This window comes from Rheinheimera gaetbuli (assembly GCF_054781935.1).
Genome location: NZ_BAAGTL010000001.1, coordinates 211914 through 227779 on the forward strand (window position 1 = coordinate 211914; position 15866 = coordinate 227779).

Consider the following 15866-nt stretch of genomic DNA (forward strand, 5'->3'; position numbering starts at 1 on the left):
TCTGATGCGAAGTGAACTACAACACATTCTGAATACCATAAGCCGCAATCCGGCAATTGATCAAGGCGAACTACAATCTGCAACAGAGCTGATTTTACAGGGTATTACTACCGGCCTGGCAATTGACCGTGCCAGTGTTTGGTTGTTATCAGACGACAAGCAGTACATGCATTGCAGCTACCTGTTTGATGTTGGTAGCAGCAAGGCCACAACAGGCTTAACACTAAGCCGTATCGACTTTCCGCACTACTTTGCAGCCTTAGATCAGGAACGCAACATCGTAGCAGCAGATGCTCACCACCACCCACAAACCAGTGAATTTAGTCAATCTTATCTGACACCACTTGGCATCTGTGCCATGTTGGATACTCCCATACGGCACCATGGTTTAATGGTAGGTATTATCTGTATTGAACACCGCGAAGCAAAACAGTGGCAAACAGATGACATAGTATTTGCCGGCTTTCTTGCCGACATTTATGGCCGGGCACTAAGCGCATCTGAACGCCAACGCTACCAACATCAGCTAGAACAATTAAATAGCTCGCTGGAGCAGGTCATTACGCAGCGTACCCATGAATTAAGCCAGTCACTGAGTCAATTGCAGCAAACCCAACACCGACTTATTGAAGTAGAAAAAATGGCGAGCCTTGGCCGATTGGTAGCAGGTATCGCCCACGAAATTAACACCCCACTTGGCGTTGCCGTAACAGCAAATAGCCATGCCGAAGCAACAGTATTACAGCTTGAACATGCTTTTCAAACCAACCAACTAACACGACAGCAATTTCTGCAATGCGGCAGTACAATTAAATCCAGTATTACTATGGTTAATGCCAATTTGCAACGCGCGGTAGATCTGGTAAACAGCCTCAAACAAACTGCAACGGACAGTACAGAGCAGCATGCAGAAGTACTGCAACTGCAACAGTTTTTACCAAGGGTAGTCAGTAGCGTTAAATCATTGTTGGCAGAGCATCAGGTGAATGTCAGCATTACGGTACCCGATAACATGCAGGTACAAAGTTATGTCAGCCCTTTATCGACTATTATAGGCCGGCTTATTGAGAATGCCTGCCTGCACGCCTTTCCTGACCAAAGCGACAGACAAATTAGTCTTACCGCCAGCCAACACAGCCACTACTGGCAATTAGAAGTGGCAGACAATGGCCGCGGTATGACGGCAGATGAACTGCAACATGCCTTTGAACCATTTTTTACCTCACGGCGAAGCGTCGGAGCTAAAGGACTGGGGCTTACTCTGGTATTTAATCTGGTGACACATTTACTTCGCGGTGAAATCAGCCTGCATAATTTACATGCAGGCTGCATGGTACGGCTGATGTTACCGTTGCAGCCTGACGCTACACTTTAACCGTCAAGCCATCTGCCAAAGCACGCCGGTAAGCCAAAGCAGCAGGGATCACCGCTAGCAGTGCCGCGAGCACCACCACTGCAAAGGCAGCATATAAGGTTTCACTGCGGACAATATTTAAACTAATAAACAAGCCATAATCTGCAGCGAGTGTATCTTGCAACAGATACAAACTGACCAACAACAACAATGCGGCTGACAACAACGAGAAAAGTGTAATCAGCAACACTTCCATCTGGATCAGCACAAATAAATACCAGGGATGAGCACCGGCTGCACGTAAAATGGCCATCTCGCGCTGACGCTCTTTCATTGACGCCAAAAGGGTAGTAACCATGCCAATCAGTGCCGCTAACAACACCAGTAAGCTAATTAGCAGCAACATATTCTCTACCATACCCAGCATTTGCCATAGCTCAGCCAATGCAACACCGGGCAAAATGGCAGACAGTGGCTCACGTTTAAATTCATTTATTTGCCGCTGCACAGTAAAAGTGGCCATCTTACTATTGAGGCCCAACATGAAGGCGGTAATAGACTCTGGCGTTAAATCTTCTGCCAGTGTTTGCTCTGCCGTAAGCTGACGCCCGGGAATTGGCGCGCCTTGTTGCCAATCCAGATGGATAGCTTCTATCGCTTCAAGGCTAACATGTACCGTTTGGTCTACCGGCGTGCCGGTAGCAGCCAAAATGCCAACAACGGTAAAAGGTTTGTCTTTGTGCTGACTAAAGCTTACCGCGCCAATACCATGCGACAACTCAATTTGTTGGCCCAGCTTGTAGCCAAGTTTTTCAGCGACCTGGGCACCCAACACGGTTTCATAAACCGCTTCAAACGGCTTACCACCGGCAAAGCGCAATGTCTGCGAATTGGCGTAACGAAAGTGCTCAAAATATTGTAACGTGGTTCCCATAACGCGGTAGCCACGATGCGAGTCGCCCAGCGAGATAGGAATAGCCCACTGCACCTGGGGATGTTTAATAATTCGCTGATAGGTCGGCCAACTGATATTGGCCGTTGCATTACCGATACGAAATACCGAATATAGCAACAAATTAAGCTGGCCAGAGCGCGCTCCAACAATGAGATCTGTACCTGAAACAGTGCTGGTAAAGCTGTTTTTTGCTTCTGTACGTAAATGATCAATACCCAATAGCAATGCAATGCTAATGGTCAGCGACAACCAGGTCATTAGTACCGTGCCGCGCCGGTTCCACAAACTTAACCGCGCCAGTTTTATCAGCATGGCTGTACTCCTTGTGCTAGTTTATCCATGTGCAACTGATACTGAAAATACTGCTGCAAACTGGCGTCGTGGCTAACAAAAATAACAGTGCAGCCATTAGCGTCGGCCTCAGCTAACATTACCCGCATAAAAGCATCGCGGTTATCACTGTCCAGAGCTGAGGTAGGCTCATCTGCAATTAGCAGCGCCGGCTTTGGCAACAGTGCCCGAGCTATTGCTACGCGTTGTTGCTGCCCTACGCTAAGCGCACTGGCTTTTTGCCGATGTAAATCTGCCGGCAGGCCTAACCGGCTTAACAGGATAGTAGCCCGCGCCAACATATCGGCGTTGTTTTGCCCTGCAAAGTGACTGCTTAGCAATGTATTGTCGAGCACAGATAAATATGGGATCAGATTCAACTGCTGAAATACCACACCAATTTGCTGCGCTCTTAGCGTATCACGGGCTGCACTGCTAAGTTGATGCATTGGCTGACCATGAACATACAGCTCGCCACTTTGTGGCCGGGCAATACCACTTAACAAGTTAAGCAACGTGGTTTTACCACTGCCAGAGGCGCCACGGATAAACAAATGCTGGCCTTTGGTCAATGTCAGTTGTGGGATCTGCAATTGCCATTGGCTGGCTTTATAGCTAAACGTCAATTGTTTGAGTTCAATAGCAGAAATTTCAGGCTTGTCAGTCACAGGCTTCCTCAGCGTCATGCTATGATGTATTCGCTTTGCATTATGCCAACTTAGAGGAGCAAGCTCCAATGCTACGTCTGTTATCTGTTGCGTTATATCTGACACTGGTCGCAAGTTTTAACCTTGTTGCCAGCGAAGTCAAAACCATTGAGTGGACCGACTTAATGCCGGAAGAAGAGTTAAAAATGCTGCTACAAATGCCTGAAGTGCAACATGATTACAGCCAGCCTTCGCCATTTGATGATAATTATCAAGGTGATGATCCGGCAGCGCAGCAGTGGCAGCAAATTCTAACATCAGCGAAAGTACGGGAAGAATTCAACAACACCAAGGTGCGGGTGCCAGGTTTTATCGTACCGCTGGAGTTTGACGCCGAACAGAATGTTACCAGCTTTTTCTTAGTACCTTACTTTGGCGCTTGCATCCATGTGCCGCCACCGCCGCCAAACCAAATCATTTACATGCATGGCGCCAAAAATCTGAAAGCCGACATGATTTACTCACCGTTCTGGATTTCCGGTACCTTAAAAACTGAAACAATGACACATGACTTAGGCCAGGCGGCCTACAGCATGGCGGTCGACTCAGTAGAAGAATACACTTACTAATACAAACGGCAGCCTGAGCTGCCGTTTTATTGCGATTAAAGTGTTATTAAAACTGCAGCGAACTATTGCTAAGGGTGGCAGTACTGCCGCCCTGGCGATCATTAACAATCCATTGCACCTCGACCTCTTCCAGTGTTGGCAGTAAATTAAAAATGTGCAGATTAATAGCACTTAAACGGGCTGGGCTCTGACAAAGTAGCTGATAATTTGCATAAAAGTCGGAGTGGCCGCCTGTAATATTTGCCTGCATCAAATCGGTGCTGGCGTCTGCAGTCACAAGTTCACAGCTGGCCTGCGCATTAATACTAAACCACTCGCCCTGATTAAATATCGCGATAGCCGCAGCCACTTCTTGCTGCTGCTCTGCGTTACGTGGTTTATGTTCAAAGCCCAACACACTTTGCGCCGCCGACTGAAAAGCCAGCTGCATTTCATTGCCCTCCAAAACCAGCGTTAGCAGGGCCTTGCCATGCACATGGGCACCGAGGGCGGTATGCTCATGCTCATGCTCATGCTCATGCTCATGCTCATGCTCATGCTCATGCGGTTCAGTTTGCGCTGCATTTACTGCCGTTGCCAATGGCAATATAGCTAACATCATGCTCAGTACCGCTGCATTCAACTTCATATTTATCTCCCGTGACTAATCTGATAATTGTTACAACATAACACATTGCACTATAACCTTGCCATACACTGATCGCAGCAACCACCGATAGCGTAATGTCGGGCATTGACTGACAAAAGTGTACACCATGCCAAAGCTTATAGTCGTGCTGGGAGACCAGCTGAGTCCGGCGCTTGCCAGCCTGCAACAGTTGCAGGAAGACGACATAATTCTGCTGGCCGAGGTAGCCAGTGAAGCCAGCTATGTTAGGCATCACAAACATAAAATTATTTTGCTGTTTAGTGCTATGCGCCATTTTGCAGCCACTTTGCGGCAGCTGGGCCACAAGCTGTGTTATGTCCGTTATGGCAGCGTACCGCAGCTAAACACTATGACGGATGCCGTGCGGTTCACCCTGGCACAACACCCTGATATTAATAGTATTGTCATTACAGAATGCGGTGAATTCCGCTTGCAACAGGAGATTATAAGCTGGCAACAACAACTTTCGTTGCCAGTGCAAATCCTTAGTGATGACCGCTTTATCTGTGATCTGCCGCGTTTTTTACGCTGGGCCCATGGTAAAAAGCAGCTGCGCATGGAGTATTTTTATCGCGACATACGCCGTTACACCGGCCTGTTGATGCAGGGTGATAAACCTGAGGGCGGCAAATGGAATTATGATGCCGACAACCGCAAAGCCTGGCCTGACAAACTCCAGCCCACAGCACCGCTGAGCTTTACCCCTGACGACATCACGGCTGAGGTTATTGCGCTGGTTAAACAGCATTTTTCCGGCAATATGGGTAGCGCTGATACTTTTCACTATGCCGTATGTGGCAAAGATGCCCGCCAGGCCTTTTTGCATTTTGTCCAGCATCAATTACCACAGTTTGGTGACTATCAGGATGCCATGCTGCTGGACCAGCCCTTTTTGCAACACAGCATTTGTTCAGTGTATTTAAACTGCGGCTTGCTGGATGTACGTTGGATGTGCAACAAAGTCGAGCAGGCATATCAGCAAGGCCTGGTGCCATTAAATGCTGCGGAAGGTTTTATCCGGCAATTAATCGGCTGGCGTGAATATGTGCGCGGCTTGTACTGGCTACTAATGCCTGAATACAAGCAACGTAATGTGCTGCACGCCAAGCGGGCGTTACCAGGTTACTACTGGCATGGCAAAACAAAGATGCGCTGTGTGCAACAGGCTGTACAAAGCACTATTGATCATGCGTATTCGCACCATATTCAGCGTTTAATGATTACCGGCAATTTCGCGCTGTTAGCCGGGCTTTCGGTAGATGAGGTGACCGATTGGTATCTGGCAGTGTACGCAGACGCTTACGAGTGGGTGGAGCTACCCAATACCCTTGGTATGGCATTGTTTGCCGACGGCGGCGTGCTGGCGTCTAAGCCCTATGCCGCCAGTGGCGCTTACATTAACCGCATGAGCAACTACTGTAAGAACTGTGCTTACAATGTAAAAAATACCACCGAGGCTGATGCATGCCCATTTAATGCGCTGTACTGGGATTTTCTGAACCGTAATCAGCAGCAACTGGCTGGCAATCCGCGGTTAGCGCTGCCTTTTGCTAACTGGCGTAAACGCAGCGACAACGATAAAGAAGCTGTGCTGGCAAAAGCGGCCGCAACCCTGCAACAATTGGAACAGCTATGAGCGTCAGTTTAATCCTGTTAAACGAGACTTTAAGGTTACATGACAACCCGCTACTACACGCCGGCAACGGCCGCAAAGCAGCCGTCGTTTTGCTAGACAACGCTGCTTTTTTTGGCCGGCAATATGGCTTAGCCCGGGCAAACTTACAACGTTTACAACAACAGTTGGCACTAATTAACGAACTTAAAACCGCGTTAGCCACCAGAAAAATCGGTTTAATTACTCTGTTTGGAGACACTGTTGGCGCGATAACGCAATTGGCAGCACAGTTACAGGCCACAGAGCTGTATTGTGCAGAACCGGTAGCCGCCGATGAATGCAACGCCATCCGCCAATTGGCTTTGAAACTTAACGTAACGCAGCTTGATTGTAATTCGTTGCTGGGCGACAGACTTAGGCCTGATCTGGATAGCCTGCCTCGCAGCTTTACCCCCTTTCGTAAACAGCTTGAACCGCTGCTTCAGGTGAGCAACCCGGCAACTGCCATAGTTAACGAGGCAGACTGGCTGCCACCTGCGGCCACCGAGCCGTTTAATCATCAGTTTATTGCGTTGCAGCGCCAGTTTCAGGCACAGCCGGCGAATGCGCAAACCGGTGAACAAGCCGCTCTGGCACGCCTTACGCATTTTATCTGGCAAGGCCGGCATATTTTGCATTATAAACAAACCCGTAATCAGCTGCTTGGCGCCGACTATGCCAGCTTTTGTTCTGCATATCTTGCGCAAGGCAGCTTGTCGGTGCGCTGGCTGTGGCAGCAAATTGTTGAGTTTGAAACACAAGTAACAGCCAATGAATCTACTTACTGGCTTAAATTCGAACTGTTATGGCGTGAGTTTTTTCGCTGGCAGTTTCGCAAATATGCTACACGCTGGTTTAGTAAAGGCGCAGTTAAGGGCCATATAGATTTTACCGCACCACAATTAAGCGCCAGCCAGTACGCAGCGTTCAACCGTTGGTGCAGTGCCGCTACCGGCACAGCCTTTGTTGACGCCAATATGCGCCTGCTAAACCAAAGCGGTTTAATGAGCAATCGTGGCAGGCAAAATGTCGCCAGTTATTTGATCCACGATCTGGGCTTAGACTGGCGTTTAGGTGCAGCCTACTTTGAACAACGCCTGCTCGACTATGACTGTGCCAGTAACTGGGGGAACTGGGCCTATATTGCCGGTACCGGCAACAGTACTGAGCGCCAGTTTAATCTGGAGAAACAAGCAAAACTTTACGACGCCGACGGCAGCTTTGTAAAAACCATGCTGCCGTCAGCTCAAGCATAAGCAGCATCAGATGACTGCCCTGGTATGGTTTAAACGCGATCTGCGTATTACTGATCACCGGCCACTATATGAAGCGGTAAAAACAGGAGCTGTGCTGCCGGTATACATTATTGAACCCGATTACTGGCAACAGAGTGACGTGTCATTAAGACACTGGCAATTTATCGCGCCGGCTCTGCAACACCTAAATGAACAGCTTAGCGCACTTGGCCAGCCGTTACTGGTAGTTAAAGGGCCGGCAACAGCCGTGTTGCGACAGCTTTGCCAGCAATTTAACGTCAGCACGGTATACAGCCATGAAGAAACCGGTAATCTCTGGACCTATCAACGTGATTTGGCGGTTGCAAGGCTTTTACGTGAGCTAAACATACCCTGGCAGCAATACCGCCAGTTTGCTGTATTCAGGCGTTTAGCTAACCGAGACAACTGGTTTAACCTGGCTGATCACTGGCTGAAATCTGCACCTGCACCCGATATTCACGCACTGCCGTTGATAACGGCGGCAAAGTGGGATTTAGCGGCCCTGTCGCCAACCCGAAAAACTGATTTACCACTGTGTAACACCGTGCAAAGCGCAGATACAGCAATACAAACCTTTGACAGTTTTTTAAAAATACGCAGTAAAAACTATCGGCAACATATTTCACTGGCAGCTAAAGCCGGCCAAAGCTGCTCGAGGCTTAGCCCCTTTATTAGCTACGGCCAGCTTAGCCTGCGCCAGCTGCAACAACACAGTTATCTGGCAATGAAAACCTCTGGGCAAGACTGTCAGCGTCAGGGGTTACAGGCATTTTTCAGCCGCCTACGCTGGCACTGTCACTTTATTCAAAAGCTGGAAGATGAGCCGGCAATCGAGTTTTTTAACATGCATCGCGGCTTTGACGGTTTGCGTGAAGCAGATTTTAACCAGCACTTTTTTGACGCCTGGCGCCAAGGCGCTACCGGCTACCCGTTAGTTGATGCTGCCATGCACTGCCTTTTAGCCACCGGTTGGTTACATTTTCGAGCCAGGGCGATGCTGGTCGCATTTGCCAGTTATCATTTATGGCTGCATTGGCGGCCGGTTGCGCTGCATCTGGCGCAGTGTTTTATCGATTACGAACCAGGCATTCATTACCCGCAAATTCAGATGCAGGCCGGTACAACCGGCATTAACCCCAACCGGATGTATAACCCGGTAAAACAAAGCCAACAAAAAGACAGCCATGGCATGTTTATTCGTCACTGGTTACCGCAACTGCGCCGGGTGCCCGACAGCTGGATACATACTCCCTGGCTTATGCCTGCTGCGTTGCAACAAAAGTACGGCTGTGTGATAGACCGTGATTATCCGCACCCTGTAGTGCCGTTACAACAAGCCCAGCATCAGGCACGTGCCAGACTAACCCTGTGGTTAAAACAAATAGACAAAACAGACTGGCAACAACAAAAACAAGCAGTATTTGTCCGTCATGCCAGCCGTAAACGGCCGCAAAGCCGCAAAACACAGGTAGACAGACATCAGCTTAGCTTCGACTGGTAATTAGTCTGGCGTAGTTTGCAACGTAGTGGGTGTTTGTTGTTCCAGCCACTGCACTGCGTGCCAGATAGCACTGATTGCCATATCGAGAAATTCGGGATCTATGCGCTGCCAGGTGTCCTGCGGAGTATGGTATTGCGGGTGGTCCTGGCCACCAAAAAACAAATAAGCAATGCCCGCGCGGTGAAAAGGGCCATGATCGCTGGCGTTAGGCCAATCGTAACGGGCATGGTGCCGCGGTAACCGGGTTGGGCCACGATGGTGCAAAAACTGTAGCTTGGTATACTCGCGTGCCAACCCGGCAATCAGCGCCGGATAACGTCTGGCACCGGTCAAATACAATTTACCGCGCTTATCAGCGCGACTCACCATATCCAGGTTAAGGTTTAACACTATATTAGTTAACGGTACCGGCGGTGCAGCGACAAACGCTTTGGCGCCATAGAGCCCGTCTTCTTCAGCATCGGTGGCAATAAACACATAAGAGTAAGCCGGACAGCTTTGCTTTAACCGGGCCGCCAGTTCAAGCATCGCCGCGACACCCGAGGCGTTATCATCGGCACCGTGATAAATTTTTCTGCCGCTGCGTCCTAAATGATCGTAGTGTGCAGTAACTGCAATATAATGTTGCGGATAGCGGCAGCCGGGTATCATCGCCACCATATTAATACCGGTTTGCGGGTTCAGGCGGGAATAGACAAAGCTGTGCTGAAAGCCATCAGCAAAATGCTGTAACTGAAGCTCGCGGTAACGCTTGGCAATATACTGCCTGGCAAGTGCACTGCCTGGCGTAGCGGTTTTTCTGCCTTGCATACTGGCGTCACTAAGTTGGCTGATATCCGACAACAATTGCGCTTGTGCGCTACACAGTACACAGAGCAATAATCCGGGCAACCAGCGTCTCATTGCTGTTTAATACGTTTTTGTAGTTCTAATGCCTGCAGTTTCCCATGGTAACGGCGTCGCTCTGTCGGCTCAGCGGCGAGCTCAGCCGCTTTTTGCAGTGCATAATAGGCATGCGCAGTGTTGTTGTTCTGGTAATGCGCCTGTGCCAGAGCCAGCTGAAGCTGATGCACTAGGGGCGCTTGCTGCGCAGCCTTAGTTAAGTGCTGTAGCGCGTCGGCATATCTGTGTTCACGCAGAGCAACTTTACCGTACCAGTACCAGATGTATGGGTCTTGCTCATTCAATTCAATTAGCTGTTGTAGCATGTTGTCAGCTTCAGCCGCTTCGCCTTGTTCCAGCTTTAGCATGGCATAATTACTTAGCAGGCTGGTTTTACTCTGTGCCACATTTAAGCCGTAGTCATACCATGCTGCTGCCAGCAATGGCTGCTCTAAACGGCGATGCACAACAGCCAGTAAATTTACCACAGCACCATAAGCAGGGTCGTACGCCAACGCGGCTTTTAGCAAGGCTAAAGCTTGATCATACTGCTGGGTAAGCACAGCGTCCGCAGCCAGATTGCGGTAAAACATAGCAATAAAAGTGTGTTGTGAAATACGCGGCCCATTTACATCCGTGATAGAGGGTAAATAATCGATAACCAGATAAGGCTTACCAATCTGCAGCATATTTTTACCGGGCGCAGACACAGACGCATCATATAAAAATGTCCTGACATGATCAGAAGACAACAGAAAATCACTTTCTATGCTAAATACCGGCGCAGATTTAATGCTCTGGAACTCAATATCAACGTCAACCAGATCAGCGAGGGCTTTGGTTAACACAGCCAAAGACATGCAGTTACCGCTGTTAAGCGCATAAGCCTGGCTTGCCGTATGGTTTTTCCCCAGATAGTCAAAACCGCTTACCTTACGGGCAAGAAAGCGATATAGCCGTCGGTTAGGTGGCATATCACTATGTTGTGGCGCATAAAAATAGCTTAAAAATTCAGCTTGTTGCTCCGCAGTTAGAGCAAAAATATCTGCTTCAGTTGGCACCGGCAAGCTGGCGTTTAGCAGTAATGGAGAGTATGGCAATTCCGGTACCGCTGACGCAGAAAAGGTCGCAGGCTGCGGCACACTGCTGCAGCTGCTTAATAACAACACAGCCGACAGTGCCGTAGCAAGACAGATATACATGCCAGCTTGCATATAACATCCTACTGAAGATTAATTAACTTTGTTATATCGCATCTTCGTCTTCTTCACCAGTACGAATACGCACTACCCGCTCAACATCGAAAACAAAAATCTTACCATCACCAATGCGGCCGGTTTGTGCTGTTTTCATTATGGCTTCAACGCAGCGCTCTACCTGCTCGTCGGTAACCACAATGTCCAGCTTTACCTTAGGCAGAAAATCTACCATGTACTCGGCACCACGGTAGAGCTCGGTATGGCCTTTTTGCCGGCCAAAGCCTTTAACTTCCGTTACGGTCATACCGGTAACATTAATGTCGGCCAGCGCTTCACGCACATCATCCAATTTGAAAGGTTTAATAATTGCTTCAATTTTTTTCATTATCGTTCCTATCGACTAAGCGGCGGTGTTGCAGGCAGTATAATACAAGCCTGTTGCTGGTTCAGCAGTTAAAGCTGAAGAATCACTTGATCCATCAAGGGTAAAGCACGGTAAGATAGCTAAATATTCTCAGCAGAGGCTTAATACATATGAATGCAGCGCAGATTATTGCCGAAATGCGGGTGTTACCGCAGATCGAGCCCAACTTTGAAATTCGCCGTCGGATAGACTTTATAAAACAGCGGCTAACTAATTCAGGTATGAAGACCCTGGTATTGGGGATCAGTGGCGGCATAGATTCAACCACTTGCGGCCGGTTAGCACAACTTGCCGTTGATGAACTAAACCAGAGTAGCAGCGGTTATCAGTTTATTGCCGTGCGCCTGCCCTACGCCACACAACAAGATGAAGCTGAAGCTCAGCTGGCAGTCGATTTTATTCAGCCCAGTAAAGCGCTATCGGTAAATATTCAATCAGGTGCCGATGCTATTCATCAGGCAAGCTGGAGCGCTATGGCGGCAATGGGGCTGGCAACAGCAACCGCAGCTCAGGCTGACTTTGCCAAGGGTAATGTTAAAGCCCGCACCAGGATGGTGGTGCAGTACCATATTGCAGCCTTGCTGGGAGCATTGGTATTGGGAACAGACCATTCTGCCGAAAACATTACCGGCTTTTACACCAAATGGGGAGATGGCGCTTGCGATTTAGCACCTCTGTTTGGCCTAAGTAAACGCCAGGTGCGTTTGCTGGGTAAAACACTGGGCGCACCGGATGTACTGGTAGGCAAAGTGCCTACTGCAGATCTGGAGTGCATGGCGCCGCAAAAAGCCGATGAAGTAGCGCTGGGTTTAAGCTACGAGCAAATAGACGATTTTCTTGAAGGTAAAACTGTTGAGCCCAGTGTAAGTGAAAAACTTATTGCTATATATCTGAAAACTCAGCACAAGCGCCAGCCAATACCGACCATTTACGATTAGTCAGTCCGCGCTTTACTGCCTGCCCAGCTGCATTAAAAACCTTAATGCAGCTTTTGTTTTACAAAAAATACACCATACTTGTTGCTATATACACAGCAAGGAATGGCTATGGCTACAGGCAAACAACGGGCATTTAGCCTGCCGGAGCTTATGGTAACACTGGCAGTGCTACTTATTCTGGCAACCATAGCGGTGCCCGCTATGGTAGCGTTTATCGATTTTCAGCGTGCTCAAGCTTATATGCGTGAATTTAGCCAGCATTTGGCTTACGCCCGTGCTGCCGCTGCCAGTAGTAATTTGCCGGTAAGGTTATGTCCACAACAAGCAAGCCAATGCCAGAATAACTGGCAGCAACTGCCGTTGCACCTATCGCTGTTTTACCCCAACGATAACAGCCTTAAGTTATTGCGGGAGATAGCACCGCCGGCACAACAGCACAAATTAATTTACAACCGTGACCGGGTAACGTTTCGCCGTGATGGCAGTTTAAACGGTTTTGAAAACGGCACTTTTTATTACTGTGGTAAAGCCGGTAGCAACTGGCATTTTCGTTTAGTGCTTAACCAGGCCGGACGCAACCGGCTAAGCCATGAGACAACTGCTTGCCCGGCAAATTAGTGCCAACACGCCAAATACTGAGGACTTAGCACATTGCGCTGCCCCAAATGGTTAAGCGTAAATTCAGGGCAGTCTGAATCTGCTTGTTGTAAACCGGTAGCCGAGGCAGTTAACTGATAACCCTGATTATCATGCAACAACGTGATGCGATAATAATACCGGCTGCCTTGTGGTGGGCTTTGCCAGCCCAATTTCGAAAAATCAGCAGTGTACAGGCCATAATCAGCGATATACTGCTCTTGCGCATTCGCTAACAGATACAGCTGACTTGTCGCCTCTGATCGATAGGTGCGCAACACGTATTGCTGATACGACGGGTAACAAATACTTACCAGAATAGCAATAATGGCTATTGCCACCATCATCTCAAGCAAACTAAATGCTGCCTGTGCTCTGCCACTTCGCATGCTAGTGTGCACCATACTCAGTCTGAAAAGTTGCTAAGCGAATAAACTGCGGAAACTGCGTGGCAGTTAGCGGTTCGGTGCAATCTGCACACTCTGCGGATATCGCCTGTAGTGCGGTCTTTAACACCTGCTTTGATTGTCCCTGCTTTAATACCAGCTGCAAATCGCCGTTTTCTTCTTGCTCAAGTGCCAGCACACCATTGCTTTGCAGCTGCACCTGTTGTTCACGACGGGCATATACCAGCCCGGCATGATGTAAATGCACAGCGTGCAGCTGCGGCGCTGCATCTGCGGCCAAAGCACAATCAGCCGCTAGCGAGCCCGGCTTTGCCGACAACAAATACACAACGCCGGCATACACTTGCGGCTTACTAATAATTTGCCGCGCCAAACCAATATACCAGCCTGCGGCGTGTTGAAGTTCAGACCATTGCTGCTCATCAATGCCATATCGCGCTTCATCAGCGCTAATGCTGCTGCGGTCAACTAAATTTGCCAGCTCAACCACACCGGACCTCTGCGCACTGTGCTTCAGCGCAATAACAATACTGTGTTGCAGACCATCAGACGCCGTCAGAAACAGCGTTGACTGATACTGAAACTGGCCATCAGCGCCGACAGCCTGGGTTTGCACCAGCTGTAATGGCCGGTCAAACTGATACCCCTGAGTGGAAAAATCAGCGATCAGCTCTGGTGCCATAAATCCTGAACCTTTCAAGCCAACAAACCATACCAGGCCCGCTACATCCACCGCATAAATTGCATCGGCTATACCATCATAATTGCTATCCAGTACCACCGGCTGCGCCAAAATAGCGCCGATATGCCCACTCGCAACAGGCCACTGCTGCAAACGGTCAAGCAACTGCAGATTATTCGCGCTGTATAGCGCCAGAGTGCCGGTCGCGGTTAGCTCGCTCAGGCTGAGGTTATTGTAGATATTTACTTGCCTTGGCTGGGCGCCAAGTAAGCTTGATGCCAGTTGGGTAGGTACCGGCTCCGGTGCTGCTAACGGGCAGGCTTGCAGTGGGTATATAGCGGCAATACCGCCAAGCAACATGCACAGTCGGTATAACATCATGTTACTCCTGTAGCAGCTCTTGTCGCAGTACTAAGCTGGAATACGCGACGTAAGACTGGTGGTTATCACTGTATTGCTGTGAATCAACCCGAACTACAGCACACTGTATGGCGTTTTCGCTCCAGGCGGCATAAGACGCGGGGCACTGCGACAAGAGCTGGCCCGGCAGTGCTTGCGCGGCAGCAGGTACGGCACCCAGGTGCTGCTGCAGCGCCTGTTGCGACAATTGCAGTTGCTGCTGCGCAGCCAAAGCGCTTTTATGACTAAGCTGACTAACAGTTAACATCGCGCTTAGCAGCACTGACATTACCATCAGTAAAATTAATGAGATCAGCAACACAGCGCCACGTTGTAATATCATTACATACCTCACTTTATTGTCGCGTTAGAAAAAAACAGGCTGTTACTTACCAGCAGGCGCCGGTAGTGATCATTTGGGGCAGTAAAGCGTTGCTCACCCATCTGGTAAGTCTGGTTATTTCGGTAATGGCTGTCCGGTTGCGTCGAGCGCAATAAAATATGATAACGCAGGCTGACTATGCGGTTTTGTTGCCAAAGCTCTGCGGTCATTTGCTCGGTCGGTAACATATAATTCAGCGTGCCATCACCATCGGCATCAATACCAAACTGAAAATGCATACGCTCAACCCCATCAAGCACCGAATCAGTGCTGATCACCGCTTGCCCGGCATTACTTCTGGCTAAACGCTTGCGCATCAGCACTGGTATTGTGTTATTGGCGTAGTGTTGCATTTGTAAGTAAAACACCAGATGCTGGTACGGAAAATAGTCCAGCGCCGGGTTTAACTGCGCGCTGTTACTGTCAACAAAACGGGCATGTTGCCAGTCGGTTTCAACATAAAACCGGTTTTGTCGCATAGCGGCAGGCTGGGCATATTGGCCAAGTAAACGTTTAACCTGCAACAGCTCCGAGCCAGCTAACGGCTGGCTAACACAATCCAGAGGCCGGCCAGGGCTTATCTTCTCTGCATACAGTGTTATAAACGCCTGCCCGGGCCGCGGAAAGCTGCCGCTGTCAATACCTGCTTTTGCGCAATCACCCGGGGGCGGTGCTAACGCTGCCGCTTGCGTAATATCGTCAAGGCCCGAGCGCCCGCCCCAAAAGCCCACATTTGCCAGCTCATTGTGCAGTAAATTCATCAGCAACTGCGCATTTTGTTGCAACTGCGCCAATTGCTGGGTTTGCCTAACCGAGCGGCTAAGGCTGCCAAAAGCAGTAAAGGCGATGCCCAGCAAAAATGTTGCCAGTAGCAGTGCTATCATCAGCTCTGTTAAGGTAAGCCCTTTGCAATTGCGCATA

General features: G+C 49.2%; 17 protein-coding genes. 7 read left to right on the forward strand and 10 right to left on the reverse strand.

What is annotated here, in order from left to right; translation table 11 throughout:
• The first annotated feature begins 4 nt into the window (after positions 1-4).
• Positions 5-1375 (forward strand): ATP-binding protein, encoded by a 1371-nt coding sequence (locus ACYVIC_RS00970; protein WP_460856443.1) that lies wholly within the window; start codon positions 5-7, stop codon positions 1373-1375.
• Here the strand turns inward: ACYVIC_RS00970 and ACYVIC_RS00975 are convergent.
• Both ACYVIC_RS00975 and ACYVIC_RS00980 read right to left on the reverse strand, forming a co-directional pair.
• Complete coding sequence (locus ACYVIC_RS00975; protein ID WP_460856445.1) at positions 1365-2621, reverse strand: ABC transporter permease; 1257 nt, start codon at positions 2619-2621, stop codon at positions 1365-1367. The two genes, ACYVIC_RS00970 and ACYVIC_RS00975, sit on opposite strands and share 11 nt — an antisense overlap.
• Positions 2615-3307: an ABC transporter ATP-binding protein gene (locus ACYVIC_RS00980; protein WP_460856446.1), complete on the reverse strand. Its 693-nt coding sequence runs from the start codon at positions 3305-3307 to the stop codon at positions 2615-2617. The genes ACYVIC_RS00975 and ACYVIC_RS00980 overlap by 7 nt, the downstream gene beginning before the upstream one ends.
• Before the next feature lie 68 nt (positions 3308-3375).
• Here ACYVIC_RS00980 and ACYVIC_RS00985 point away from each other — a divergent pair, with 68 nt between their 5' ends.
• Positions 3376-3915, forward strand: a complete 540-nt coding sequence (locus ACYVIC_RS00985) for a DUF3299 domain-containing protein (protein ID WP_460856448.1) — start codon at positions 3376-3378, stop codon at positions 3913-3915.
• Between the two features lie 46 nt (positions 3916-3961).
• Here the strand turns inward: ACYVIC_RS00985 and ACYVIC_RS00990 are convergent, their stop codons facing one another.
• Positions 3962-4543, reverse strand: coding sequence for a ZrgA family zinc uptake protein (locus ACYVIC_RS00990; RefSeq protein ID WP_460856449.1), 582 nt, complete (start codon positions 4541-4543; stop codon positions 3962-3964).
• A 127-nt stretch (positions 4544-4670) separates the two neighbouring features.
• Here ACYVIC_RS00990 and ACYVIC_RS00995 point away from each other — a divergent pair, with 127 nt between their 5' ends.
• Genes ACYVIC_RS00995 through ACYVIC_RS01005 form a run of 3 tightly spaced genes read left to right on the forward strand, consistent with a single transcriptional unit; the run spans position 4671 to position 8996 of the window.
• Positions 4671-6200 carry a cryptochrome/photolyase family protein gene (locus tag ACYVIC_RS00995; protein ID WP_460856451.1) on the forward strand — a complete coding sequence of 510 codons (1530 nt, stop codon included), beginning with the start codon at positions 4671-4673 and terminating at the stop codon, positions 6198-6200.
• Positions 6197-7474, forward strand: coding sequence for a DASH family cryptochrome (locus ACYVIC_RS01000; protein ID WP_460856453.1), 1278 nt, complete (start codon positions 6197-6199; stop codon positions 7472-7474). Before ACYVIC_RS00995 ends, ACYVIC_RS01000 begins: the two co-directional genes overlap by 4 nt.
• Positions 7475-7484: 10 nt before the next feature.
• Positions 7485-8996: an FAD-binding domain-containing protein gene (locus ACYVIC_RS01005; RefSeq protein ID WP_460856455.1), complete on the forward strand. Its 1512-nt coding sequence runs from the start codon at positions 7485-7487 to the stop codon at positions 8994-8996.
• Here the strand turns inward: ACYVIC_RS01005 and ACYVIC_RS01010 are convergent, their stop codons facing one another.
• From ACYVIC_RS01010 to glnB, 3 genes are read right to left on the reverse strand one after another with little or no spacing between them, the layout of a single operon-like run.
• A complete protein-coding gene (locus tag ACYVIC_RS01010) occupies positions 8997-9899 on the reverse strand; it encodes a M28 family peptidase (protein ID WP_460856457.1) in 903 nt (300 codons plus the stop codon).
• A complete protein-coding gene (locus tag ACYVIC_RS01015; protein ID WP_460856459.1) occupies positions 9896-11092 on the reverse strand; it encodes a tetratricopeptide repeat protein in 1197 nt (398 codons plus the stop codon). The genes ACYVIC_RS01010 and ACYVIC_RS01015 overlap by 4 nt, the downstream gene beginning before the upstream one ends.
• 31 nt (positions 11093-11123) lie before the next feature.
• A complete protein-coding gene (gene glnB, locus ACYVIC_RS01020; protein ID WP_460856461.1) occupies positions 11124-11462 on the reverse strand; it encodes a nitrogen regulatory protein P-II in 339 nt (112 codons plus the stop codon).
• Between the two features lie 149 nt (positions 11463-11611).
• Here glnB and nadE point away from each other — a divergent pair, with 149 nt between their 5' ends.
• Positions 11612-12439: an ammonia-dependent NAD(+) synthetase gene (gene nadE / locus ACYVIC_RS01025; protein ID WP_460856463.1), complete on the forward strand. Its 828-nt coding sequence runs from the start codon at positions 11612-11614 to the stop codon at positions 12437-12439.
• Between the two features lie 108 nt (positions 12440-12547).
• Entirely contained in the window at positions 12548-13057 is a 510-nt protein-coding gene (locus ACYVIC_RS01030; RefSeq protein ID WP_460856466.1) for a GspH/FimT family pseudopilin, read from the forward strand.
• On the opposite strand, the gene ACYVIC_RS01035 is transcribed toward ACYVIC_RS01030, so the two are convergent.
• The 4 genes from ACYVIC_RS01035 to ACYVIC_RS01050 are packed head-to-tail and all read right to left on the reverse strand — an operon-like array spanning position 13054 to position 15865.
• Complete coding sequence (locus tag ACYVIC_RS01035; protein ID WP_460856468.1) at positions 13054-13464, reverse strand: type IV pilin protein; 411 nt, start codon at positions 13462-13464, stop codon at positions 13054-13056. The genes ACYVIC_RS01030 and ACYVIC_RS01035 overlap by 4 nt on opposite strands.
• A gap of 1 nt (position 13465) precedes the next feature.
• On the reverse strand, positions 13466-14545 hold the full coding sequence (locus ACYVIC_RS01040) for a hypothetical protein (RefSeq protein ID WP_460856470.1): 1080 nt from the start codon (positions 14543-14545) through the stop codon (positions 13466-13468).
• Between the two features lies 1 nt (position 14546).
• A complete protein-coding gene (locus tag ACYVIC_RS01045; RefSeq protein ID WP_460856472.1) occupies positions 14547-14906 on the reverse strand; it encodes a hypothetical protein in 360 nt (119 codons plus the stop codon).
• 8 nt (positions 14907-14914) lie between these two features.
• Positions 14915-15865, reverse strand: a complete 951-nt coding sequence (locus tag ACYVIC_RS01050) for a PilW family protein (RefSeq protein WP_460856473.1) — start codon at positions 15863-15865, stop codon at positions 14915-14917.
• Between the last annotated feature and the right edge of the window lies 1 nt (position 15866).

Excerpts from the sequence above, each read along its gene's own strand:
- ACYVIC_RS00970 (WP_460856443.1), top strand. The coding sequence starts at position 5 with ATGCGAAGTGAACTACAACACATTCTGAATACCATAAGCCGCAATCCG.
- ACYVIC_RS00975 (WP_460856445.1), bottom strand. The coding sequence starts at position 2,621 with ATGCTGATAAAACTGGCGCGGTTAAGTTTGTGGAACCGGCGCGGCACG.
- ACYVIC_RS00985 (WP_460856448.1), top strand. The coding sequence starts at position 3,376 with ATGCTACGTCTGTTATCTGTTGCGTTATATCTGACACTGGTCGCAAGT.
- ACYVIC_RS00990 (WP_460856449.1), bottom strand. The coding sequence starts at position 4,543 with ATGAAGTTGAATGCAGCGGTACTGAGCATGATGTTAGCTATATTGCCA.
- ACYVIC_RS00995 (WP_460856451.1), top strand. The coding sequence starts at position 4,671 with ATGCCAAAGCTTATAGTCGTGCTGGGAGACCAGCTGAGTCCGGCGCTT.
- ACYVIC_RS01000 (WP_460856453.1), top strand. The coding sequence starts at position 6,197 with ATGAGCGTCAGTTTAATCCTGTTAAACGAGACTTTAAGGTTACATGAC.
- ACYVIC_RS01005 (WP_460856455.1), top strand. The coding sequence starts at position 7,485 with ATGACTGCCCTGGTATGGTTTAAACGCGATCTGCGTATTACTGATCAC.
- ACYVIC_RS01010 (WP_460856457.1), bottom strand. The coding sequence starts at position 9,899 with ATGAGACGCTGGTTGCCCGGATTATTGCTCTGTGTACTGTGTAGCGCA.
- ACYVIC_RS01015 (WP_460856459.1), bottom strand. The coding sequence starts at position 11,092 with ATGCAAGCTGGCATGTATATCTGTCTTGCTACGGCACTGTCGGCTGTG.
- glnB (WP_460856461.1), bottom strand. The coding sequence starts at position 11,462 with ATGAAAAAAATTGAAGCAATTATTAAACCTTTCAAATTGGATGATGTG.
- nadE (WP_460856463.1), top strand. The coding sequence starts at position 11,612 with ATGAATGCAGCGCAGATTATTGCCGAAATGCGGGTGTTACCGCAGATC.
- ACYVIC_RS01030 (WP_460856466.1), top strand. The coding sequence starts at position 12,548 with ATGGCTACAGGCAAACAACGGGCATTTAGCCTGCCGGAGCTTATGGTA.
- ACYVIC_RS01035 (WP_460856468.1), bottom strand. The coding sequence starts at position 13,464 with ATGCGAAGTGGCAGAGCACAGGCAGCATTTAGTTTGCTTGAGATGATG.
- ACYVIC_RS01040 (WP_460856470.1), bottom strand. The coding sequence starts at position 14,545 with ATGATGTTATACCGACTGTGCATGTTGCTTGGCGGTATTGCCGCTATA.
- ACYVIC_RS01045 (WP_460856472.1), bottom strand. The coding sequence starts at position 14,906 with ATGATATTACAACGTGGCGCTGTGTTGCTGATCTCATTAATTTTACTG.
- ACYVIC_RS01050 (WP_460856473.1), bottom strand. The coding sequence starts at position 15,865 with ATGCGCAATTGCAAAGGGCTTACCTTAACAGAGCTGATGATAGCACTG.